At 40.7% G+C, this 21,998-nt stretch carries 22 protein-coding genes and 1 riboswitch; of the genes, 19 read left to right on the top strand and 3 right to left on the bottom strand.

Annotation, left to right across the window (positions count from 1 at the left end; genetic code table 11):
* The first annotated feature begins 415 nt into the window (after window positions 1-415).
* From BUB77_RS26900 to BUB77_RS26875, 6 genes are all read left to right on the top strand, one after another.
* Window positions 416-1,099, top strand: a complete 684-nt coding sequence (locus BUB77_RS26900; protein WP_073280268.1) for an AlkZ-related protein — start codon at window positions 416-418, stop codon at window positions 1,097-1,099.
* 30 nt (window positions 1,100-1,129) lie between these two features.
* Complete coding sequence (locus BUB77_RS26895) at window positions 1,130-1,627, top strand: hypothetical protein (protein WP_139241338.1); 498 nt, start codon at window positions 1,130-1,132, stop codon at window positions 1,625-1,627.
* 125 nt (window positions 1,628-1,752) lie between these two features.
* A complete protein-coding gene (locus BUB77_RS26890; RefSeq protein WP_084124787.1) occupies window positions 1,753-2,583 on the top strand; it encodes a helix-turn-helix domain-containing protein in 831 nt (276 codons plus the stop codon).
* A complete protein-coding gene (locus BUB77_RS26885; RefSeq protein WP_073280266.1) occupies window positions 2,580-3,524 on the top strand; it encodes a hypothetical protein in 945 nt (314 codons plus the stop codon). The genes BUB77_RS26890 and BUB77_RS26885 overlap by 4 nt, the downstream gene beginning before the upstream one ends.
* A 346-nt stretch (window positions 3,525-3,870) precedes the next feature.
* The gene (locus BUB77_RS26880; RefSeq protein ID WP_073280271.1) at window positions 3,871-4,365 is read left to right on the top strand and encodes an RNA polymerase sigma factor; all 495 of its coding nucleotides are present in this window, start codon (window positions 3,871-3,873) and stop codon (window positions 4,363-4,365) included.
* Window positions 4,349-5,476, top strand: coding sequence for a DUF4825 domain-containing protein (locus BUB77_RS26875; protein WP_073280265.1), 1,128 nt, complete (start codon window positions 4,349-4,351; stop codon window positions 5,474-5,476). The genes BUB77_RS26880 and BUB77_RS26875 overlap by 17 nt, the downstream gene beginning before the upstream one ends.
* 59 nt (window positions 5,477-5,535) lie before the next feature.
* Here BUB77_RS26875 and BUB77_RS26870 read toward each other — a convergent pair whose 3' ends face one another.
* A complete protein-coding gene (locus BUB77_RS26870) occupies window positions 5,536-7,248 on the bottom strand; it encodes a bifunctional diguanylate cyclase/phosphodiesterase (protein WP_073280264.1) in 1,713 nt (570 codons plus the stop codon).
* Between the two features lie 73 nt (window positions 7,249-7,321).
* A riboswitch (cyclic di-GMP riboswitch) is annotated at window positions 7,322-7,405 on the bottom strand.
* Between the two features lie 416 nt (window positions 7,406-7,821).
* On the opposite strand from BUB77_RS26870, the gene BUB77_RS26865 reads away from it, so the two are divergent.
* Entirely contained in the window at window positions 7,822-8,913 is a 1,092-nt protein-coding gene (locus BUB77_RS26865; protein ID WP_073280263.1) for a helix-turn-helix transcriptional regulator, read from the top strand.
* A 232-nt stretch (window positions 8,914-9,145) separates the two neighbouring features.
* On the opposite strand, the gene BUB77_RS26855 is transcribed toward BUB77_RS26865, so the two are convergent.
* Both BUB77_RS26855 and BUB77_RS26850 read right to left on the bottom strand, forming a co-directional pair.
* Window positions 9,146-10,003, bottom strand: a complete 858-nt coding sequence (locus BUB77_RS26855; protein ID WP_073280262.1) for an SDR family NAD(P)-dependent oxidoreductase — start codon at window positions 10,001-10,003, stop codon at window positions 9,146-9,148.
* 13 nt (window positions 10,004-10,016) lie between these two features.
* A complete protein-coding gene (locus tag BUB77_RS26850; protein ID WP_073280261.1) occupies window positions 10,017-10,778 on the bottom strand; it encodes an EFR1 family ferrodoxin in 762 nt (253 codons plus the stop codon).
* A gap of 156 nt (window positions 10,779-10,934) precedes the next feature.
* Between BUB77_RS26850 and BUB77_RS26845 the strand changes: the two genes are divergently transcribed.
* From BUB77_RS26845 to hypD, 12 genes are all read left to right on the top strand, one after another.
* Window positions 10,935-11,528, top strand: coding sequence for a TetR/AcrR family transcriptional regulator (locus tag BUB77_RS26845; RefSeq protein WP_073280260.1), 594 nt, complete (start codon window positions 10,935-10,937; stop codon window positions 11,526-11,528).
* Window positions 11,529-12,179: 651 nt separating this feature from the next.
* The gene (locus tag BUB77_RS26840; protein ID WP_073280270.1) at window positions 12,180-14,090 is read left to right on the top strand and encodes an NADH-quinone oxidoreductase subunit 5 family protein; all 1,911 of its coding nucleotides are present in this window, start codon (window positions 12,180-12,182) and stop codon (window positions 14,088-14,090) included.
* The gene (locus tag BUB77_RS26835; RefSeq protein WP_073280259.1) at window positions 14,090-14,950 is read left to right on the top strand and encodes a respiratory chain complex I subunit 1 family protein; all 861 of its coding nucleotides are present in this window, start codon (window positions 14,090-14,092) and stop codon (window positions 14,948-14,950) included. Before BUB77_RS26840 ends, BUB77_RS26835 begins: the two co-directional genes overlap by 1 nt.
* Before the next feature lie 46 nt (window positions 14,951-14,996).
* Window positions 14,997-15,455: an NADH-quinone oxidoreductase subunit B family protein gene (locus BUB77_RS26830; protein WP_073280258.1), complete on the top strand. Its 459-nt coding sequence runs from the start codon at window positions 14,997-14,999 to the stop codon at window positions 15,453-15,455.
* Between the two features lies 1 nt (window position 15,456).
* Window positions 15,457-15,804 carry an NADH-quinone oxidoreductase subunit C gene (locus BUB77_RS26825; RefSeq protein ID WP_073280257.1) on the top strand — a complete coding sequence of 116 codons (348 nt, stop codon included), beginning with the start codon at window positions 15,457-15,459 and terminating at the stop codon, window positions 15,802-15,804.
* Window positions 15,801-16,880, top strand: a complete 1,080-nt coding sequence (locus BUB77_RS26820) for a hydrogenase large subunit (protein WP_073280256.1) — start codon at window positions 15,801-15,803, stop codon at window positions 16,878-16,880. Before BUB77_RS26825 ends, BUB77_RS26820 begins: the two co-directional genes overlap by 4 nt.
* Before the next feature lie 36 nt (window positions 16,881-16,916).
* Window positions 16,917-17,255: a 4Fe-4S binding protein gene (locus BUB77_RS26815; RefSeq protein WP_073280255.1), complete on the top strand. Its 339-nt coding sequence runs from the start codon at window positions 16,917-16,919 to the stop codon at window positions 17,253-17,255.
* Window positions 17,248-17,589 carry a hydrogenase maturation nickel metallochaperone HypA gene (gene hypA / locus BUB77_RS26810; protein WP_073280254.1) on the top strand — a complete coding sequence of 114 codons (342 nt, stop codon included), beginning with the start codon at window positions 17,248-17,250 and terminating at the stop codon, window positions 17,587-17,589. The genes BUB77_RS26815 and hypA overlap by 8 nt, the downstream gene beginning before the upstream one ends.
* A 99-nt stretch (window positions 17,590-17,688) precedes the next feature.
* Window positions 17,689-18,348 (top strand): hydrogenase nickel incorporation protein HypB, encoded by a 660-nt coding sequence (gene hypB / locus BUB77_RS26805; RefSeq protein WP_330392709.1) that lies wholly within the window; start codon window positions 17,689-17,691, stop codon window positions 18,346-18,348.
* Window positions 18,318-20,633 carry a carbamoyltransferase HypF gene (gene hypF / locus BUB77_RS26800; protein WP_073280252.1) on the top strand — a complete coding sequence of 772 codons (2,316 nt, stop codon included), beginning with the start codon at window positions 18,318-18,320 and terminating at the stop codon, window positions 20,631-20,633. The genes hypB and hypF overlap by 31 nt, the downstream gene beginning before the upstream one ends.
* Window positions 20,602-20,850 carry a HypC/HybG/HupF family hydrogenase formation chaperone gene (locus BUB77_RS26795; RefSeq protein ID WP_073280251.1) on the top strand — a complete coding sequence of 83 codons (249 nt, stop codon included), beginning with the start codon at window positions 20,602-20,604 and terminating at the stop codon, window positions 20,848-20,850. The genes hypF and BUB77_RS26795 overlap by 32 nt, the downstream gene beginning before the upstream one ends.
* Window positions 20,819-21,856: a hydrogenase formation protein HypD gene (gene hypD, locus BUB77_RS26790; RefSeq protein WP_073280250.1), complete on the top strand. Its 1,038-nt coding sequence runs from the start codon at window positions 20,819-20,821 to the stop codon at window positions 21,854-21,856. The genes BUB77_RS26795 and hypD overlap by 32 nt, the downstream gene beginning before the upstream one ends.
* Window positions 21,857-21,998: the final 142 nt, after the last annotated feature.

Raw genomic sequence — 21,998 nt, 5'->3', positions numbered from 1 at the left:
TGATGATATAGCACAAAAGCTTCAGAGAAAAGGACTTCTAATACATTTCCATAGGCGCAGGAAGCTTTCTATTTTGTGCAATTGCCTTTAGCTATATAGAAACAGGGCATTTGATGAGCTAATCATAATATACTTTGAGCTTTGATTTAAAATTAATAAAAGAGTTAATGAAGTTATGAAGTATAACTTGAAGGATTGATATAAAAATAGCTTAAAGATAAACAGTATAATATCTATATCGTATTGAGCTAAGTAAAAAGAGCAGCTAAGTAAAAAGTACAGTAAAGATAAAATAATTACAAAAAAAGATTACAGCAAATATAGATTACAGCAAGGAAAAAATAGCAGTAAAAAGAAATTGCAGTTAAAAATAAAACTAAGAATTCAAGGGAAGAACGAAGCGGAGGATAAGATTATGCTGACCACTATTAATAATTTTCAGGATTTCAAAGAAAATCTATATAAGGCCGGAATGAGCATGGGAGGTGCAAATAACGAGGGAGTATTCTCTCTCTGTGATTATTACGGAGATACCATACAATGGCATACGGAGGACGGCGAGACAGACCCGTGGGAATGGAGGATGAGAGTACTGAATGAAGAAACCGATATTGCCTATGGCAAGTTCTTCTTTAAGAAAAGCGGATATATTACCCGAGAGTGGTATCCTTACTTTTATGCAGTCAGAAGAGGGGACAGGGAGCTGGAAGAAGAATATGGGAACGGAAATATCAGTCTCTATGCAAAAAAGATATATCAGCTGCTTACGGAATACAAGGAGCTGCCCCTCCATCTGATTAAGCAATACGGAGGTTTTGGAGGTGAGGATAAGGCAAAATTTGATGCAGCCATGACAGAGCTTCAGATGAAGTTCTATATTACCATGTGCGGAAGAAGCAGAAAAGTATCAAAGGCAGGGGAGGAGTATGGCTGGTCCTCTACCGTTTTCTGTCTGACAGAAGATTTTTTTGAGGGAGAGATCATAAAGAGGGCATTGGAGATAAATCCTGCAGAAGCCTACGATAAATTATACCAGTGGATTATCGGACTGAATAAAGAAGCGAATCCCAAAAAGACCGCAAAATTTATAAAAGGATAAAGAGTATCTGATATAGTGGGGAATGGGGATATGAAAATAGTTAAGAAGTTAGTCACACCTGTCTTATTGCTGCTATTGATAGTCCTGTCTTTGCAATACTCAGAGGTGAAATTTAAAAATGAAACCTTGCAGAAAAATGCAGACAATATCTTTTATAAAGCAATCAGTGATACGATGGACGGATTAGGTATAGATTACAGCAAATCGGATGAAGAACAGAAAATGCAAGCCTATTATCAGATAATGTCAAACCTCCATGATGCTATGGAGGTGTTTTACATAACCTCTTATAATGACAATAAAGATTTATATAACGTATTGAACAGCTTATATAGTTATCTTCTGGAACGCTATGGGACGACGGATACATTAACGAAGGAACCGGAGGATGAAACCAGGTATGAAATAGAAGATGGGTTAACTATTTATGAATACCTTGGGAAGATAATGGTATATCCTATAGATAAGCAGAAAATATCTGATTTTAATCGATTTCTGGATGAAAAGGAATCTGCTCTTACAGGGTAACTTCGCAATATTTATCAATTGCAGGAATTAGACATGCATTATAATTGGGATAATACATTGTATTTATTATTTTCTGTATCACAAGCAAGCTTGCAGTCTGTATTGGTTAGAAGAGGGGGGATATTTTGAATTATCAGGAACATATTCAAAGGTCGATAGATTATATGGAGGAGAATCTGATATTTGATATAGACCTGTCAGCCTGTGCAAAAACTTCCGGTTATTCGGAATATCATTTCCTGCGGATATTCAAAGAAGCAGTAGGGCTTACACCAGGGGAATATATACGAAAAAGAAGGCTCACGGAGTGCGCGAAAAAGATTCTTACCGAGAATAGTTATATGTCCGACATTGGCTACCGCTATGGATTTAACTCCAAGGAGAATTTTATACGTGCATTTAAGGCAGAACATGGAGTTGCACCGGGAGAATATAAGGCGGCGAAGAACAGTCTGAAACTGTATGAGAGATTTGATTTTCATCTGGCGGACTTTTTACTCAAGCCGGAAATAAAGGAACAGCCTGAGACGACCCTTATTGTATATGAGGGGTGTAATACATATCCTCCAAAGTTCTGGAATCAGTACAATTGCAGAAAATTATCGAAGAAGCTCTCCGGAGGTAAAGTATGCCTGGATTACGGTGTCAGTATTATGAAAGAAAAACTGTATTATTCTATTGGTATCGAAAAAAGTCTGGCACAGGGAGATCTCTCGGAGACAGCTGAATTGGTGCTAAAGAGCGGCCTGTATGCAATCTTTACAACACCTGAGACAAGCCAGAATAACTTTGTAAATACCATCCACACCACTTGGGATTTTATTAATCGAAAATGGCTGCCTTCCGGTAAATATGAACGCCTGGCCTGTCCGGAGTATGAAACCTATATGGAAGAGAGCAGAAGCTTTTCTGAAAAAATCTATATCCCAATCAAAGAAAGGAACGTAAGCAAATGAACAGTGTGCTTAATAAGAATCTTGACGTAAGTTTTGAAGGTATCCATGACCATACGGGATATCTCTTCTCCTTTGCCAAATCTCTGGCAGCGGCAGTAAATAGCAGCCCTTATAAAGAATTGACAGAAGACATTGTTGCAACCAGTGGATTTGCTTTCCGGATGTGGGTTGCAGCGGACCTGTGCCCCAGTGCCACCAGCATCTGGAGCTTTGACCACCAGAAACCCTGGGTCGAGAACGGAGGGCTTCTCTGCGGCTATGTGGGGCGTTACTGGGGGCAGGATGAGATAGAAGAGGAGAAACAGCAGGAGGCAATTAATCTTATAAAGGACTCTATAGACAGGGGGATACCAGCTGTTTGCTGGGATATCGGTATGCCGGAATGGGGACTGATAAACGGGTATAACGAGGAAGAGCAGATATTTTATACCTTGACAACAACCTGTAAAAAGGAAACAATGCCATATAACCTTCTGGGTAAAAGAGAAATTCCGATTCTATCCGTGCTTACGATAACAGGTAAGACAGAAAAAGAACAGGAAAAAACGGCAATGGATACCATAAAGCTTGCCTTATCCCATCTTGAGGGAGAGGAATGGTGTGAGAATGTGAAGGGCATTGAAGCGTATCCGGAATTAATTGCTCATTTCAATGAGAAATTTAATGCAGAGGCAAGCTGGAATCTGGAATACTATTTAGGAAACTATGGCGGATTAAAATATTATGCCTGGAGATATTTCGAAAAGCACGGTTTTCCGGAGCTGGCGGAGTGCTACAAAGCAGTCTATAAGGCTTGGGAAGAAGCCTATCGTCTAAAGGCAAGTGAGGACATTACCAAACCGGAAGTTCGGGAAGGAATAAACAAAGAACTTCTTACTGCATACAAGGCGGAACAGCAAGGGATGGATCTTATGAAAAGCTATATAAAAGTTAACGCCTAAGAATTCCAAGCTCAGTATTAAAAAAAGTTGCAGAAGCTTAAGCTCCTCAGTTTAATAATGGCACATTGTGCATTAACGGATGAAGTTTAAAATAGAAGAAATTTGGAAAATTAATAGTGATTATCTATAGAAAAGTTCCCCGATGTGGTAATATCATTGAGGGACTTTTCTATGCAATGAAAGGATGTTTTTATGATTACAATTTTTGGGCAGAATTTTTTATCTTATGAGGAAAGATGAAAAAGTTGATTTTTGAATAAAATATCTAAAATCTTTGTAACGAATCAGAACGAAGCAAGTCTAATCTATGTAACAGGATGAAATGAGGTGATAAAAAGTGGAACATATGGATTTTGACCGAATATATGAGGATTATTTTAAAACCGTGTATGCCTATATTCTTGGAATGTGCGGCAGCCAGTCTATTGCGGAGGAAATAACCCAGGAGACCTTTTACAAGGCATTAAAAAATATAGACCGTTTTCGGGGAGAATCCAGAATCAGTACCTGGTTGTGCCAGATTGCAAAGAACAGTTATTTTACCTACTGCAAAAAGCAAAAGGCGGAACCCCTTGATGAATGGGAACAGGTACCGGATAGCAAGGATTTCATTATACGGCTGGAAGACAAGGAAATGGTGTTTACGCTGCATAAGCATCTGCACAATCTGGAAGAGCCTTATAAGGAAGTCTTTACTCTGAGAGTTTTCGGAGAATTGTCATTTTTACAGATAGCAAAATTATTCAACAAGACCGAAAGCTGGGCAAGAGTCACTTTTTATCGCGGTAAGAAAAGGATGATAGCATTGATGGAGGAATCGGCTGATGGAAAAAAACTGTGACATTATAAAAGACCTGCTGCCTCTCTATATAGACGGTGTATGCAGCGAGGATAGTAAAAAAGCGGTGGAAGAACATATAAAGACCTGTGAAAGCTGCAGAAAAGAGCTGGAGGACTTTAAAAGTGCGGTATCGGCGGTGGATTCAGGTGAGGAAGAGATAATCAGGAAAATCTCCTACCGCTGGAAAAAAACCAGAGCAAAGGCATTGCTTACAGGAATATTGGCAATGCTGCTTCTTGCTTTAGCCGGACTGGTGTTTTATCTTTATTCCTCCGGGGACAGGGCAGTGAAATACGGGGAAGTGACGGTGGAAGACTTAAGTCTCTTGCCCAATTCCAATGTCTATTTCTCCTTAAAAACGGCGGATGATATTACTGCCAGGGATGCAGACTGGTTTACACAGGACGGGAATGTTTATGTTACCTTGCAGACAAACAGAATCCAGCTTCATAAAAGGAAATTGGCGGAAAGCGACTTTGCGGAAAACACGGACAATTACAGCCACTGGGTATTCGATACCAGGCTGGGAGGGATTAAAAATATATACCTTTTCGAAGGGTTAAACGGCTATGATGATGGAAAAACGGAGAAAACCCTGATCTGGAGCAGTAATAACAGGTTGGAGGGTGCTGATACAAGGGCCAAAGCCTGGGCAAGGACTTATCATTCCTGGGGAAATATAGAACCCGGATTGCTGGCAAACACCCTTTACCAGCACAAGAATCCCTATGTCGGGAATATGTCTGCCAACAGTAAAATACTGACTGACTTAAAGATTGGAAGGGTGTTGGGCAATTTTACCAATGAACTGCAGACGAAGAAGGAGCCCTATGGTTATACCCTGCTCTTTGAGAAAAACCTTAAGGCAGAGGAACAAAAAGATTTTGATGCCACCATGAAAAAATATGCTCTTTGTATGCTGGCACTGATAGAAAACTTAAGTGAAGTAAGCTGGAAGTATACGGTATTGGAAAAAGGAAAGGAAAATCCGGTAATCCAGACCATAACAAAAGAAGAAGCAGCAAAGCTTTTGGGAGGGGATATCAAAGGCTTCGGAGCTTCTGCCGCAGATATACAAAATCTCTTATACACCATAGGAATAGAACAATAAAAGAAGCTGGTGCCACAGGTAAGATTACCATAATGGCACCAGCTATTCTATATTATGTGTTAAGTAAGGCCAGCATATTTCTCGAACATAACGACAGGCAGCGGAGGGGAATAAAAATGACCCTGTGCGATTTCACAGCCAGACCTGTATAGAAATTCTGCCTGATTGAAATTCTCAACACCTTCTGCTACAACTTCAATGCCCAGGCTTTTGGCTAAGGCAATGGTATATTCGAGTACAGTTTCTTCCTTGCGGTTCTCCCCAGTCCCAGCAAGGAAGGCCCTGTCCATCTTTAGAATATCCAAGGGGATATCCTTTAGACAATTTAGAGTAGAATACCCGGTACCGAAATCATCCAGGGAAAGCTTGAAACCCTTATCCTTTAAGGTGTACAGCTTAATCTGTAAATCCTCCTTATAATCAAAGAAGGCAGACTCCGTAATTTCAAGTTCTATGTACGTAGGAGGCACATGGTACCTTTCCGATAGTTGAATCAGTTTTTCTACAAAATCAGAATTACCGAAATGTATACGTGATACATTGACTGATATTGGTATGACCGGGTAGTTTTCCTTTATCCAACCAGCTATTGTAAGAAATGCTCTCTCCCAGATATAATAATCCAGCTTCACGATAAATCCGTTTTTTTCAAACAGATTAATAAAACGTTCAGGTGAAATTATACCTTTTTCGGGATGATTCCAGCGGACTAATGCCTCTGCGCCAACGACCTCTGTAGTAGGAATCGACATCTTTGGCTGTAAATACATTTCAAACTGGTGATTTGTTAAAGCAGACGTCATTTCATTTTCAATATCGCTGTCTTCCAGGGTACGTCTTCTCAAAGAATCCTCGTAAAAAGCAAGAGTTTTCATAGCATCATGCTTTATGGATTTCTTTGTCAGGTTGGCACGTTCACATAAGGCAGACATGGAAATGTCCGCATTATCCACACGGCAGACCCCAATAGAAAAGCTGATTTCCATTTTCAGCGGATATTTTTTCATGCGTTGCTTTAAGACGGAAGCAAAATCATAGAGCTCGGAGTCATTCCTGTATTCTGTAAAAACAGCAAAATTATCGGCATAAAATCTGCAATATGCATAACAGCTGGATTTATTGGAAGACAAGATACTTCCGATATATTTTAATACTCCATCCCCCTCTTTATTACCATATAGATCATTGATAACGCTAAAGCGCTTGATATCAAGCACGATAACCGCAAATTTCTTATCAGGGAAATTTGCACGAATGCGGTTTGTTCTGGTTTCGAACCTGTTGAAGGAAGGCAATACTATTCCTCTGTAAAATTCAATTCCTTTCAACGTGTTTGCAACCATTTCCTTAGAAACATCTTGAGCAGTTCCAAGAACCCTTGTCAGCCTGCCTTCCGCATCAAAATAACATTTTTTCTTACAGCGAATCCAGGCGAATTCGCCCTTTTCATTCTTTCTGCGGAAAGTTATGGATGCCGAAGCCTGTTTAGGATTATAAGCTCTTACAAAATCTTTGAAGTGGGAAATATCATTTGGGTGTATGTATTTTATTTCGAGTAATGTCTTTAATATGTTTTTCTTATTGCATACGGATATCCCGGTAAGCTCCATGAAGTTATCAGATACATAGAGCTTATCATCTTCAAAGTTCATGTCAAAAATAATTAAGTTTGTCTGTTCGGCAATAACATTATACCGTTCACACATATCGTCAAAGATGGTACTCTCAGATATCATATGGATACTTTTGATACTGCTGCCTCTTTTGCTCATTAAAATCCCTCACTTTTTCAAATCACAGTAGATCAGCCGCTTATATTATTTTTGACTATATTTCGCAGGAAATAATTGCAACTGGCTGCCATACCTGTAAGGCTTAGGCCCTATAGCTTTGCGTCACTGCCTTTGGGCAGTTATGCTCATCTTATTCGGGTATTAAGTTAGGTAAATACTTTTAAGATATTTCAAGACCAAAGTACCGCACTCTGCCGAAATACATAAAAGTTAAGTTATCAAATTATATGTGTCTCGGCAGAGCCAAAAAATTTGTAACTTTTGTTAAATTATGCTATAATACATCATGGATAGTTATCTTGTTTCGAGGAACCAGTTAAATCCAGGTTCTGACATGAGTGTAACGGTTCCGTTGCTTCTGGTCGGAGTGGCTACACTTGAAACGGTAGCAAGGACCAATAACAAAGCAACAAAATAACGTAACTTTGTGAATTTTTTCATTTACTTACCCTCCTTTCAGGTTGGAATTTCTTTATGATTAGATTATAACATTGGATTTTTTATGTATAAATGGACACTTATGTCCATCGGAAGAGAAGGCGGATATTACATATGAGTTATGAGCATTTTGGCGTATTCCTGCGGGAGCTCAGAGAATCCAGAAACTTAACAAGAGAGCAATTGGCTAAGGATATCTGTACGCCCAAACAGATTTACCGAATTGAAAAAGGGGATTTTGAGCCTTCCCTGTATTTACTGAACCAGTTATCGATTAAATTTAATATGGATTTAAATGAATATTTCAAAATGTATTTTTCAGTTAACACGGTTATCGGATTTGAAGGTATCCAGGCATTGAATGATGCAATTGCAAAGAAGGATACGGCTCTGATTAAAAGCTTGGTTGAGAAATATGAAAAGCATAAGGATTTCAGCAAGGGTGAGAACCTGCAGCATATTTGTTATGCGAAAGCTATCTGCGCTGCTTATGAAAATAATTTCACCACATCCTTGAATTACTGCCTGAAGGGTATTATGATTGAGAATCCTTCTTTTTCATTGGATACGATAATCAAGAGTACATATTCTAATGTTGGTTTATCCATTATAAGCTGTATGGGGTTGGATTACATTTCACTTAACAGAGCGGACATCGGAGTTAAGGTATTGTTTGATTTATTGTATGTATTGGAGAATTATGTACTATCATCTCCGTACCCGATGTATCAGGCATCTCAGTTTTCAAAAAAGGTTTATCAGAACACGCTTAATAATTTGAGTTATCAGCTTCTTAATGAAGAAAGATATGAGAAAGCAGAACAGCTTATTGAAAAAGGTATTGATTTTTCCATTCAGGAAAATAGCCTGCGTTTCCTGCCCGGTCTATTTTTCATGAAATTTAAATTGCTTTACAAACAGGGGAACTATGATAAGGCAAAAGAGATTTATGAACAGATGCGCTGCCTCTATACAATAACAAAGCAGACAAAGGTATTAGAGGAGATGGATAAATCTGTTGATGAAGATTATCCCAGAATTTTTCAAACTATCGGCACCAATATCAGTAGCACAGATGTATCAGAGGGATTGGAATTGGATTTAAAAGAACAGCCATTAAAAGATTCTAATAAAGAACAAAAGGAAGAGCTGAGAAGAGATTTAATAGAAGAGTCGAGAGAAGAGCCGAAAAAAGAATTAAAATAAGACGGAATACCAGTATTGTATTGTTCATCAAGTAAAAAATACTCTAAAATATGTTACTTTATCTGGCAACTTTTGAAGCTACAAAAAAGTGTACTATGCCGATTTGTAACTGGGGGAAGGTTTATGGAGAATTGTCAATTATGTTTCAAGGTCGATTTAATAGTTAACAAAATAGGAGTCAGGAGTTCCTATAAATTAGAACTTCTAACTCCGTATTTCTGCTAAAATAATTCTAGCAGCTCGCTAAAAAATCCTTACAAATCTTATTACAGTAATTCCATACTTCATCTATCTCGCTCTGAATTCTAAATTTACTTTTTATATTCTTCTCTTTTAAATTACCATAAAACCTGCCAGAGACACCTTCCAAATTATCAGACACTGCCATATAGATACTTGTTGCCGCAGCCCTGTCCATTGACCACATCATTGGTTTCCACAAATAATATACCAGATTTGCTAATTTCCCATTCCTTGAAACCCTTCCTAAATCGCTATCTGCTGATCCTGGTTCCACTGTATTAAATGTCACACCGTCTATACCTGACTGAGCGAACTTTTGCATGATCCAATATACATATCTCTTTGATAATCCATAAGAACGTGTTAGTGAATACCCATCATTTAATTCGATATCTTTGGCATCAAATTTTCCAACGCTATATGATGCAGATGATACAGTTACAACTCTTGCACTTTTACTCTTTTGCAGCATAGGTAATAAAAGTTTTGTCAATAAGAATGGTGCTAACACATTGATTGCCATGGTTTTTTCATGCCCCTCGCTTGTAACCTCCCTGGTATTTCCATACTGGCCACCGGCATTATTGATCAGAACATCCAGAGAATTATATCTTGACTCTAATTCAGCCACAATTTTAGGTATGTTGCTCATAATAGACAGATCTGCGCAGACCATGTCAATATTTTGATTATGCGATACATTTTTGATCTCCTCACATACCTTTTTTGTTTTTTCAATATTTCTTCCGTGAATGATTACTGTGTGACCTTCTTTTGCCAATGTCATGGCTGTCTCTTTTCCAATACCTGAATTTGCTCCTGTTATTAAAATAATTTTTTTATTCATGTTTTTATCCTTTCTAGATCTGACAATTAGAATCAATAATTTCTTTTATAGAAACTTCCGGATTCAGCCACCGCTCGTTACTTTTTTCATTTTTCAGATGTATAGCATTCTTTGGGCAGGAATGAATGCAAGCATAGCATCCTTCACATTTCATACTAAACATCACCTTTTCTTTAACTGAAATATTTCCTGCCGGACAGACTTTACTGCAAATACCGCACTGAATACAGCTATTATTTACAATGAATTTATCTGATGTTTTTCCACTTACAATTCCTCTATATAATGGTTCACACATTTTAGTCACCGCATTGGAAATAATTCCTGCACGCATTTCGTCTTTCTTATGAGCTGAAATATCTCTTTTAAGGATATTAAGGTTTTTCTGTATATTTTTCTTTTCAATTTTTGCCACTTCTTTTTTCACATCAAAATTATCCAGGAAATTGTCAACCATTAGTAATGTCCTGGTATAATCAAATTTGTATCCATGTTTTTCTGTGATTCTTTGTACATACTTAAATGGATTTCCGGACATCATTCCATAAGTAGCTATTGCAAAACAGAACTCAGCTTTCAGATTGACTTTTTCTAAAAAGTCTTGGACCATCTTTGGAGGTTCATTGGCATAGACCGGAAATACAATCCCTATGACATTATCTTGATACTCCGTCTTCTTTTCTCTCATAATCTGAGGAATTGATATTAATTCCCCTCCGAGCTGCTTCGCAACTGCCAGACTGTTTCCAGTTGCGGTAAAATAAAATATCTTCATATTCTGAATCCTCTCTAAAATTTTCTATTGCAATTTCTTAATTTATCATGTATTATTTTGGTGTTACATTTGTAGCGTCGAAATAATTGTATCAATAGAATTTATAAGCGTCAAGAGTTTAAGCCTCGGATGCTACAAATACGGAGGATTTGTTGCATGGATAATAATACAGAATTACAAAAGAGAAATATTTTAAGACAAAACAACGCAGAAGCCAATGCTATTACAAAAGAATGCATTGAGTCTGCACTGATATTACTGATGAAAGAAAAAAACTTTCAGGATATTTCGATTACAGATATAACGAAAAAAGCCGGTGTATCAAGAACTGCTTATTATCGGAATTACAATTCCAAAGAAGACATTCTTTCAAACTTTCTGCAAAATATCATACAGGATACATCAAGTACATTAAAAAAATATAATCCCCTCACTGACACTCTTGAAGCATGGACTGCCTTGCTTGAGAGCACAAAAAAGCATGCTCCCCAATATAAACTTCTCCTACAGGCTGGATATGGTAATACCATACTGAATGAATATAAGAGCAATATAAATAAAAATGTTTCCAAAAATCAGACTGAATTATATTATTCTAACTGCTATTGGGCTGGTGCGCTTTATACCGTCTTAACCGAATGGATTCAAGACGATATGAAAGCACCTGTCTCTGAAATTGCAAAGATAGGAAGCAATCTAATGATAAACGGTATTAAAACTCTGAAAACTTATGGAAATAATTGTGAATAGATTTCGTTATTATTCTATCGTAAATTTTCTATTGTTTATATCTAAATTCTAAAAGTATCGTCCATCTTTCTTGAACATTCCTCAATAAGAACAAGTACAGTATAAATAAAGAAGATAAACACAAGATAATTAAACTTGGACTAATACTCTTTAAAAACAGAGCGGTAAAATTTAAATTAAACACTTAAACACTTCAGATAGATACCTGAATATCATTTGGGATTACCGTTCTGGAGGTTTTTTCAATTTAAAAACAATAAAAGTAAATATAAAAAAATGAGCCGGAAACAGACTTTGTTAATATTTTATTTTATATTTTTTGTATTACGATACAGTCTGTCATTAATTGCGGAAGTATTGCGAATAATAGGTATATAATTACAATATTAACCCAAGGGTATTCAGAAAATGTCTACACAATAAGCAAAGTGAAATTGTTAAAATTTAAACAATTAGTCCAAAAATTTTAATTAAAATCAGAAAATTTTATGCAAAAAGTAAATAATAGCTTTGCATTGTAAACTATTTGGGTGTATAATTAGACATAATCACGTAAAAAGTGATTGATAAGGTTGGTTGTATGGAAGGCAGTCTCATGGGACTGCATTTATTATGGCAAGCCTTAAATTAAATGACGACAAGGTGACTAATATGAACTTAATAACCACACTCATTTTATTTCCATTGGCAATAGCTGCTTTAACCTTTCTTATCCGAAACGATAAAGTAAGAGGCGCTGTTGTTACTGTTGGGGCAGTTGGCGTTGCCCTCTTGGCCGTGCTGGTGACAGTGAATTATTTTCAGGACGGCATTACCTTCTCTTATCAGGGAGAGGAAGCAATCTCATACCTCATAATGGTCTTAGAAGTCCTTATTGCAGGCTACATTATTACCATCGGTATAAGGGACAAAAAGTACATTGTAGCTATATTTTCAATTATCCAGACTCCTCTTATACTATGGTTTGAATTAGCCAAAGGACATGGGATAGAGGTTGCAAAAGATATGGTATATGATAAGCTCACCGGAATAATGGTCCTTATTGTAGGTATTATCGGAAGCCTTATCTGCATTTATGCAGTGGGTTATATGAGAGATTACCACCACCATCATACAGAATTTGCCGAAAGAAAATCTTTTTTCCTATCTGTATTATTCTTGTTTTTATCAGCCATGTTCGGACTGGTATTAAGCAACAACATGACCTGGCTGTATTTTTGCTGGGAGATTACCTCTTTATGCTCCTTCCTGCTTATCGGATATACGAAAACAGAAGAAGCGAAGAGAAACTCTTACCGTGCCCTGATAATTAACTTAGGCGGCGGAGTTGCTTTTGCTATTGCGATTGTATTTGTGGGTATCTATTACCAGACAACAGAATTATCTGTGCTTACTGCCATGCAGCCGGAAGCAGCAGTTATGATACCGGTATTTTTACTTTCCCTGGCAGCCCTTACAAAGTCTGCCCAGTTCCCCTTCTCCTCCTGGCTACTTGGAGCTATGGTGGCGCCAACTCCATCCTCTGCCCTGCTCCACTCGGCAACCATGGTTAAGGCAGGGGTTTATCTGATTATCAGACTGGCACCTCTGCTTGGAGATTCACCGGTCGGAATCGCAGTTACGGGAATCGGATGTGTAACCTTCCTGTTAAGCTCTCTGGCAGCAGTTACCCAGAGTGACGGAAAGAAGATACTGGCTTATTCAACGGTGGCGAACTTGGGGCTTATCGTAATTTGTGCCAGCATTGGCAGCCAGGAAGCTTTATGGGCAGCCATCCTTCTGATCATATTCCATGCCTCCTCAAAGTCCTTAATGTTCCTTTGTGTTGGATCCATTGAGCACCAGCTGGGAAGCCGTAACGTGGAAGACATGGGTGTTCTGGCAGAAGTATCCAGAAAGCTGAATCTGTTTATGTTTATTGGCATTGCCGGTATGTTCCTTGCTCCCTTTGGTATGCTGATTTCCAAGTGGGTGGCAATGAAAGCATTTATTGATTCCAGGCATATATTATCTGTTGTAGTAATTGCTTACGGAAGTGCCGTTACCCTGTTCTATTGGACAAAGTGGATGGGCAAGCTAGTTTCCGGTTCCAATAAAAAACAGAAGAATGACCATAAGCTGTCAAGGCATGAGGAGGTACCTATTACAATTCATGCACTGCTTGTTATAATATCCTGTTTTGCATTTCCCTTAATATCAGATTATGCACTGGTACCTTACCTTACGGAGCTTTTTGGAAAAGAAGCGGTCATACCCATCGGCACCAGTGATGTAAATTTGATGATTATGATGTTAGCAATGCTAATCATTATACCGATAAGCTTTATTCCTCTTTACAAGAGTGATAAGAGGCGAATCGTGCCGATTTATATGGCAGGTGAAAATACCGGAGACAACGAGACCTTCTATGGCGGTCTTGGCGAAAAGCGTAAGGTTGAACTGCGCAACTGGTACCTTACTGAGTATTTTGACAGCAAGAAGATGCTTTATTATGGCGATATCCTTGCTGTTCTAATATTAGTACTGGGCGTAATACTTCTAATCGGAGGGTTTGCAAAATAATGTTAATAATTAAAATTATAACCATAATAATACTGACACCTTTATTGGGTGGATTGCTTACCGGTATTGACCGGGTAATAACCGCAAGAATGCAGGGCAGACAAGGCCCGCCCGTACTTCAGCCTTTTTACGATGTATTGAAGCTGTTACAGAAGGAAGCCATAGAGGTTAACCTGATGCACAGGTTTTATGTATATCTGTCACTTATCTTTGTGATACTGACCTCCGTGATTCTGCTTGTAGGCGGAGACATTCTGCTGGCAGTTTTTGCCTTAACTCTTGGCTCCGTGCTTTTTATCCTGGGAGGCTATGCTTCCAACTCACCTTACAGTCTGGTGGGTTCCGAAAGAGAGCTTTTGCAGATGATGGCCTATGAGCCTATGGTGCTTCTTACAGGTATTGGATTTTACCTGGCAGATAAGAGCTTTTTCGTCAGCGATATTGTTATGAATGACATTCCGGCTATTGTATACCTGCCGGGTATGTTTATCGGTTTTGTATTTATACTGACCTTTAAGTTAAGAAAGTCTCCCTTTGACTTCAGCATGTCCCATCACGGGCATCAGGAAATCGTGCAGGGTATTACGACGGAATATTCCGGTAAGGATCTGGCAGTGATTGAGATTACACACTGGTATGAGGAAATCGTGGCACTGACATTTGTATTTCTGTTTTTTGCCACAAAGAATCCGGTAAGTATTGTTGTTGGTATTATTGCCTGTCTTCTGGTATATTTCCTGGAGATTTTGATTGACAATGGATTTGCCAGAATGAAATGGAACTTTGCATTAAAATCAGCCTGGCTTGTTACAGCAGTGTTAGGCACTTTTAATTTAATTATACTTTCCTATTTCAAATAAAATATTAGACAATTAGCAGAATAGATGTTGCTAGAGAGAGGTTCTTATGAATTTTGTTAAGAAATCACCGTGGATATTACATTACGACGGTTCCAGCTGCAACGGCTGTGATATTGAAGTACTGGCCTGTCTTACACCTCTATACGACGTGGAAAGATTCGGAATAATAAATACCGGTAATCCAAAACATGCGGATATACTATTAATTACAGGGAGTGTCAATGAGCAGAATATTCCCATTGTAAAGCAGCTCTATGAGCAGATGCCGGAACCCAAGGTTGTTGTGGCGGTAGGTATCTGTGCGACCTCAGGCGGAATCTTTGCCGAATGCTACAATATTGTCGGCGGTGTGGATAAGGTACTGCCGGTTGATGTATATGTGCCCGGCTGTGCGGCACGTCCCGAATCCATTATTGACGGGGTGGTAAAGGCTCTGGCTATACTGGATGAGAAGCAGAAGGCACTTACTGATAGAAAAGCAGCTGCGAAAGATGCAGGGAGGTAATATGGAACAAAATATAAAAGTGATACAGACCGGAGAGCTTCTCTCCCAGGTCGTTACGTTAAAGCATGATGGGTACCGTCTGGTAGCCATATCCGCTACCGCAAAGGAAGGAATCGAGCTTACCTATTCCTTTGATAAAGAGTATGATTTTATCAATATCAGGCTGGAGATTGACGGAGAAACGGAAATTGACAGCATCAGCTCCCTTTTTTCTTATGCCTTCCTGTATGAAAATGAAATTAAGGAATTATTCGGTGCCAAAATAAAAAATATTTCCATTGATTTTAACAATCAGCTATACAGAATACCGGTACAGACACCGTTTGCAAAGAAGGAGGAGAAAGCATGAGCGACCGTACGATAATCCCCTTTGGACCTCAGCATCCGGTACTGCCGGAACCGATTCACCTGGATTTGGTGCTGGAGGATGAAACCGTCGTGGAAGCAATTCCCCAGATTGGTTACATTCACAGAGGACTTGAGAAGCTGGTGGAAAAGAAAGATTTTCAGCAGTACACCTATGTAGCAGAAAGAATCTGCGGTATCTGCTCCTTTATGCACGGAATGGGCTATTGCATGTCCATAGAAAGCATTATGGATGTCAAGATTCCTGACAGGGCAGAATATTTAAGAACAATCTGGGCGGAGCTTTCCAGAATGCACAGCCACCTCTTGTGGCTTGGACTATTAGCAGATGCTTTTGGCTTTGAAAGTCTTTTCATGCACTCCTGGCGTCTGAGGGAACAGGTGCTTGATGTCTTTGAGGAAACCACCGGCGGCAGGGTCATCTTTTCCGTATGCGATATCGGCGGTGTCAGAAAGGATATCAGCAGTGAGACCTTAAAGAAGATTAACGAAACAATGAATGTAATTGAGAAGGAGCTTACGGAACTTACAGCCGTGTTCTTTAAGGATTCCTCCGTAAAATACCGTACAAAGGGTGTGGGAGTGCTGTCAAAGCAGTTAGCCCATGACCTTGGAGCAGTAGGACCTATGGCAAAAGCCAGCGGCATTCCCTTTGATATGAGAACCCAGGGCTATGCGGCTTATAAATATTTGAACTTTGAACCCATCATCGATACGGAGGGAGATTCCTATGCAAGGACCAATGTGCGCATTAAGGAAATATTCCAGTCCATTGACCTGATAAGACAGGCAATCAGCCTGATTCCGGAAGGTGACATAAAGACAAAGGTAGTGGGAAATCCCAACGGTGAATATTTCACCAGAGTAGAACAGCCAAGAGGAGAGGTAATTTATTATGCAAAAGCGAACGGTACAAAATTCCTTGACAGAGTAAGGGTTCGAACACCGACCTTTGCCAATGTACCCGCACTTTTGGAAACCTTAAAGGGCTGCTCGTTAGCAGACGTGCCCATCCTTATCCTTACCATTGATCCCTGCATCAGCTGCACGGAAAGATAGGACAGGAAGGAAACAAACTAGAATGGAGTGAAACTTATGGCCATACTTAATATGTCAAAAACCCTGTTTAAAAGCTTATTTCACGGTCCTTATACGACCCTTTACCCCTTAAAGGAAAAGGAGAAATATGAGCGTACCAGGGGAAAGATAGAGATTGACATGCCCCAGTGTATTTATTGCGGTATGTGTCAAAGACGCTGCCCTACGGGAGCAATCCAGGTTGATAAGGCTTCCGCATCCTGGGGAATTGACAGGTTAAAGTGCATCCAGTGCGGCTATTGCAGCGAGGTATGCCCCAAGAAGTGCCTGTCCATTGACAATCACTATACGGCACCGTCCTACGGTGAGTCAAAGGATAAGTTTACCAATGCATGAGTATCCTATAACCCAGCACATTATTGAAATGGCTGAAAAATATGCGAAAGAGCAGGGGGCAGGCTGTGTCAGGACCATTAATCTGGTAGTAGGAGATTACTCCGGTTATGTGGGAGAGTCCATTAACCTGTACTTTGATATCATTGCAGAAGGTACCCTTTGTGAGAAGGCAAAGCTTAATATTGAGAGAGTAAAGCCGAAATTAAAGTGTACCTCCTGCGGAGAATACTTTGAAAGGCGCCCCTTTTCCTTTGAATGTCCGGATTGCGGAGGAGAGGGAGAGCCTACAGAGATTGGAAAGGAATTTTACTTAAAATCCATTGAAATTTCATAGAGGTGCGGCTGGTTTACTGGTCCCTGGGATTGTACCCGGGCTTGCGGTATTCTGGCAGCACCCATTGTATTTGAATAGAAAATAAAGAAAGGCGGTATTATGATGGAAGAAACGAAAGAAATTGAGATTATGGAAGCCGTTTACGATAAAAATGACGAAGTTGCGGCTCAGACTAAGGATAGCTTTACCCAAAAAGGAATCTTTGCCATAAATGTGATGGGAGCGCCCGGTGTGGGCAAGACCTCCTCTCTGGTAAAGATAATCGGGGGACTTTCCGGCATCACCTCCTATGTAATCGAGGGAGATATTGAAGCAGACTTTGATACCAGGCTTTTGCAGTCCATGGGGGTCGAGGCTATCCAGATTAATACGGGCGGTGCCTGCCATTTGGATTCTCCTCTTATTGAGAAAGCGGCGGGAGAATTAACTCTTAAGCCCGGTGTGCTTTTTATAGAAAATATCGGTAACCTTGTGTGCCCGGCAGAGTTCCAGATTGGGGAGCATGTGAAAATGCTGATTTCAACTGTGACAGAAGGCAGTGATAAGCCCTATAAATATCCCCTGGCCTTTGAAAAGGCAGATATTATTCTGTTGAATAAATGTGACCTGATACCCTATGTGGATTTTGATGAGGAATTTTTCTTAAAAGGTGTCCGTGCTCAGAATAAAACCGCTCCCGTTATCAAGGTATCTGCAAAGAGCGGAGAAGGCTATGAGGAAGTAATAGAGTGGATAAAGGGAAAAATGAAAACATTATAAAAGGTTACCTGATATATGGGCTGGTGCAAGGGGTGGGTTTCCGCCCTTTTGTATATTCTCTGGCAGTTCGTCATAAGGTAGCAGGAAGTGTATGCAACCTGGGCGGAATAGTAGAAATCATAGCCAAGGCTCCGAAAGATGCTCTTCATGCCTTTATGGAGGAGCTTAGGGACGAGGAAGGGAAGGATTATGAAATCCATGCCATAGAAGAGGAAGATATCACGGAGGAGAGATTTATAAGGGAAGGACAGGAAGAAGGCTTTATCATAAGAGCCAGTGAGGAAAGCCTCCATGCCTTTTCTCTGACTCCTGATATCGGACTTTGCGATAAATGCGCAGGGGAAGTACTGGAAGAGGGGAACAGGAGATATCGTCATCCCTTTATCAGCTGTGCGGCCTGCGGTCCCCGCTATACCATATTGGAGCAGATGCCCTATGACAGGCAGACCACGGTCATGAGTGAATTTCACATGTGCGGTGCTTGTGAGGGGGAGTATACTGCTCCCGGGGACAGGCGTTTTCATGCGGAGACCATTTCCTGCAAGGACTGCGGACCTTATCTTTTGTGGGAGGACGGCAAAGGTGGGAACGGCAGCAGAAAGCGGGAAGAAGCCTTTGAAAAGGCGGTGGATGTACTGAAGAAGGGCGGAATTATCGCTGTCAAAGGAATTGGCGGGTATCATTATGTCTGCACGCCCTTTTCCTCTGAAACGGTAAAAAGGCTTAGACTTTTAAAGGGAAGGGAGAAGAAGCCCTTTGCCCTCTGCTTTCCGGATATTCATACGGTAAAGGAATTTGCAGAGGTTTCGCCGGAGGAAGAAAAGCTTCTTGCCAGCAAGGCGAAACCCATCATACTGCTTTATGAAAAGGAACGCAGGATGGCAGAAGAGGTCAGTAAGGAGAGCATGTATCTTGGAACCTTTCTCCCCTATACGTCCATACAATTGCTTTTAACCAAAGAACTCGGACCACTTGTTATGACCAGCGCCAATTTATCGGGCAAGCCAATTATAAGGCGGGATGAGGAGATGCTGTCTGTAGAAAGCGAATATCTGGAGGGAGTTTTGTATCACAGGAGAAAGATTCTCCGCTCAGTAGATGACTCCGTCATGAAAGTGACCCTGGGAGGACCCCAGATGCTTCGAAGAAGCAGGGGATATGTACCCCTGCCGCTTATACTGGAGAAGAAAGGACCCTGCATTTTTTCTGCCGGCGGAGACCTGAAAGCAGCCTTTTGCCTTTATCAAGAGGGCAGGGCAGTAATCTCCCAGTATTTTGGGGATTTGGAGGAATATGATATTCTAAAGGAATACGAGAATTCCTATAAGGACTTAAAGAAGCTTCTGGCAGTGGAACCGGAACTTGCAGTCTGTGACCTGCATCCCGGTTATTTCTCCCGGGGATTTGCCAAAAGCCTGGACCTTCCCCTGCTGCAGGTGCAGCACCACCATGCCCATATTGCTTCTGTTATGGCGGAGCACAACCTGAAGGGAAAAGTCCTTGGGATTGCCTTTGACGGTACAGGCTATGGCACAGACGGGAACGTCTGGGGTGGTGAGTTTTTAATCTGCGAAGGCGGCAGCTTTACAAGGGCAGGCCATTTACGCTATACTTCCCTGATAGGAGGGGACGCTTCCTTAAAGGATGCCAGGAAGCTTGCTCTTTGTTATCTGTTACAGGAAGGACTGGAAAAGGAAATGCAGGATGAGAGGACGCCTCTTATCAAGGCAGCTCTGAAGTCAGGCACCAATACCTATCTTACTTCCAGCATGGGAAGGCTCTTTGACGGAGTATCCGCCCTTCTTGGCATCTGCAGGGAGAGCCGGTATGAAGCTGAAGCGGCTATTTTACTGGAGCAGGAGGCAAGAAAGGCTCTCATAAACGGCATTGAGCCGGCCGGTCTGGAATTTGGAATAAGAATAGAAGAGGGTATGTACCGTTTGGACCCGGCGCCTTTGTTTTTGGGCCTGGTGCGGCTGAAAGAACGAAAGGAGACAGGGGCTCTGGCTCTTGGCTTTCACTATGCTGTTTCGGAGGCCGTTCTTTACCTGTGCAAGGAAATAAAGGAGAAGCAGAATATAAATGACATAGCCCTAAGCGGCGGAGTATTTGCAAATACTCTGCTTTTAGAAAAAGTCACGGAATTATTAACGGAAAATGGTTTCTGTGTTTACCGCAATGAAGCTGTTCCGCCGGGAGACGGCTGTATCAGTCTGGGACAGACCTTCATTGGATTAGAAAGGTGTGAAGAATATGTGCGTAGCAATACCGGGGAAAATAATTGAGATTCATGGTGACACTGCCAAAGCCGACATCATGGGGAATATATTTGAGGCAAATATCAGTCTGGTGGATGCCAAACTGGGCGACTATATTCTTATCCATGCGGGCTTTGCCATAGAAGTGGTACAGACGGATCAGGCACAGGAAATGATTGATATTTTTGCAGAATTGGATGAGGTTATAAGAAATGACACTGGAGCAGGTAAGGTCGAAGCTTAAAAGCTATAAAGGACGAAACATTAAGATTATGGAGGTTTGCGGTACCCATACCGCAAGCATATTTAAAGCAGGAATCCGTTCCATGCTGCCGGCAGAGATAAAGCTGATATCAGGGCCCGGCTGCCCGGTGTGCGTAACCCCTTCGGCCTTTATCGATAAGCTGGTGGAATATTCAATGAAGGAAAATTACCAGGTGCTTACCTTTGGTGATATGATGAAGGTAAGGGGGAATAAGTATTCCCTGACCCAGGCAAAAGCACTTGGAGGGCAGGTAAGATACCTGTATTCTCCCTTGCAGTCCCTTGCCCTTGCCAGGGAAAATCCCCAGATAAACTATATCTTTGCGGCAGTGGGCTTTGAAACCACTACGCCTCTTTATGCCATTCTTTTAGAGGAGATGGAAAAGGCGGGAATAAGGAATTTGAAGCTTCTTACCTCTGTAAAGACTATGATTCCGGCCCTTGACTTTCTCTGCGAGAAGGAAGAGATTGACGGGTTTTTGTGCCCGGGACATGTAAGTGTGATTATCGGCAGTAAGGTATATGAGCCCCTGGCTAAGCGGTATCAGAAGCCCTTTGTGGTAACGGGCTTTGAAGGAGAACATATCCTGGCTTCCATTTATGAGATAGTAACTCAGATAGAGGCTAAGGAATACCGGATGAAGAATCTGTATACCAGTTCGGTAAAGGAAGAAGGCAACCAGAAGGCTTACGGTGCTATCATGAAGTATTTTGAGCCCTGTGATGCTTATTGGAGGGGAATCGGCACCATACCTGGTTCAGGACTCAGGCTGAAGGAAGAGTTCTTAAAATATGATGCCGGCAGTGAAGAGGCTTTTGCAGAAGAAAGCCTTCCGAAAGGCTGCCGTTGCACGGATGTCATACTGGGAAGAATAAATCCCACTGAGTGCCCTGCCTTTGGCAAACGCTGCACTCCGATGGATGCATTGGGGCCTTGCATGGTATCGTCAGAAGGAGCCTGCGGAATCTGGTATAAGAACAGGTAGGGGGTAAACCGTGGTTCATAGCTTGGACATATATGGGAATACTCAGGAAGAAAGTTAATCATAGAAAGCTAGTAATTAGAAGAATACAATATGGCAGATAAGTAATTACAGAATGCTGGTAATTAGAAGGAAAGCAATTAGA

Source organism: Anaerocolumna jejuensis DSM 15929 (assembly GCF_900142215.1).
GTDB classification, from domain to species: Bacteria; Bacillota; Clostridia; order Lachnospirales; family Lachnospiraceae; genus Anaerocolumna; species Anaerocolumna jejuensis.
The sequence above is the reverse complement of the archived record's forward strand: the minus strand, read 5'-3'. Positions and strand labels throughout refer to the sequence as shown.

What these genes read in the sequence shown, in the direction of transcription:
- BUB77_RS26885 (WP_073280266.1), top strand. Translation starts at nt 2,580, where the DNA reads ATGAACAGTGTGCTTAATAAGAATCTTGACGTAAGTTTTGAAGGTATC.
- BUB77_RS26880 (WP_073280271.1), top strand. Translation starts at nt 3,871, where the DNA reads ATGGATTTTGACCGAATATATGAGGATTATTTTAAAACCGTGTATGCC.
- BUB77_RS26825 (WP_073280257.1), top strand. Translation starts at nt 15,457, where the DNA reads ATGGAACAAAATATAAAAGTGATACAGACCGGAGAGCTTCTCTCCCAG.
- BUB77_RS26845 (WP_073280260.1), top strand. Translation starts at nt 10,935, where the DNA reads ATGGATAATAATACAGAATTACAAAAGAGAAATATTTTAAGACAAAAC.
- BUB77_RS26850 (WP_073280261.1), bottom strand. Translation starts at nt 10,778, where the DNA reads ATGAAGATATTTTATTTTACCGCAACTGGAAACAGTCTGGCAGTTGCG.
- BUB77_RS26835 (WP_073280259.1), top strand. Translation starts at nt 14,090, where the DNA reads ATGTTAATAATTAAAATTATAACCATAATAATACTGACACCTTTATTG.
- hypB (WP_330392709.1), top strand. Translation starts at nt 17,689, where the DNA reads ATGATGGAAGAAACGAAAGAAATTGAGATTATGGAAGCCGTTTACGAT.
- BUB77_RS26900 (WP_073280268.1), top strand. Translation starts at nt 416, where the DNA reads ATGCTGACCACTATTAATAATTTTCAGGATTTCAAAGAAAATCTATAT.
- BUB77_RS26870 (WP_073280264.1), bottom strand. Translation starts at nt 7,248, where the DNA reads ATGAGCAAAAGAGGCAGCAGTATCAAAAGTATCCATATGATATCTGAG.
- BUB77_RS26855 (WP_073280262.1), bottom strand. Translation starts at nt 10,003, where the DNA reads ATGAATAAAAAAATTATTTTAATAACAGGAGCAAATTCAGGTATTGGA.
- BUB77_RS26895 (WP_139241338.1), top strand. Translation starts at nt 1,130, where the DNA reads ATGAAAATAGTTAAGAAGTTAGTCACACCTGTCTTATTGCTGCTATTG.
- BUB77_RS26815 (WP_073280255.1), top strand. Translation starts at nt 16,917, where the DNA reads ATGGCCATACTTAATATGTCAAAAACCCTGTTTAAAAGCTTATTTCAC.
- hypD (WP_073280250.1), top strand. Translation starts at nt 20,819, where the DNA reads ATGACACTGGAGCAGGTAAGGTCGAAGCTTAAAAGCTATAAAGGACGA.
- BUB77_RS26795 (WP_073280251.1), top strand. Translation starts at nt 20,602, where the DNA reads ATGTGCGTAGCAATACCGGGGAAAATAATTGAGATTCATGGTGACACT.
- BUB77_RS26865 (WP_073280263.1), top strand. Translation starts at nt 7,822, where the DNA reads ATGAGTTATGAGCATTTTGGCGTATTCCTGCGGGAGCTCAGAGAATCC.
- BUB77_RS26820 (WP_073280256.1), top strand. Translation starts at nt 15,801, where the DNA reads ATGAGCGACCGTACGATAATCCCCTTTGGACCTCAGCATCCGGTACTG.
- BUB77_RS26830 (WP_073280258.1), top strand. Translation starts at nt 14,997, where the DNA reads ATGAATTTTGTTAAGAAATCACCGTGGATATTACATTACGACGGTTCC.
- BUB77_RS26840 (WP_073280270.1), top strand. Translation starts at nt 12,180, where the DNA reads ATGAACTTAATAACCACACTCATTTTATTTCCATTGGCAATAGCTGCT.
- hypA (WP_073280254.1), top strand. Translation starts at nt 17,248, where the DNA reads ATGCATGAGTATCCTATAACCCAGCACATTATTGAAATGGCTGAAAAA.
- BUB77_RS26875 (WP_073280265.1), top strand. Translation starts at nt 4,349, where the DNA reads ATGGAAAAAAACTGTGACATTATAAAAGACCTGCTGCCTCTCTATATA.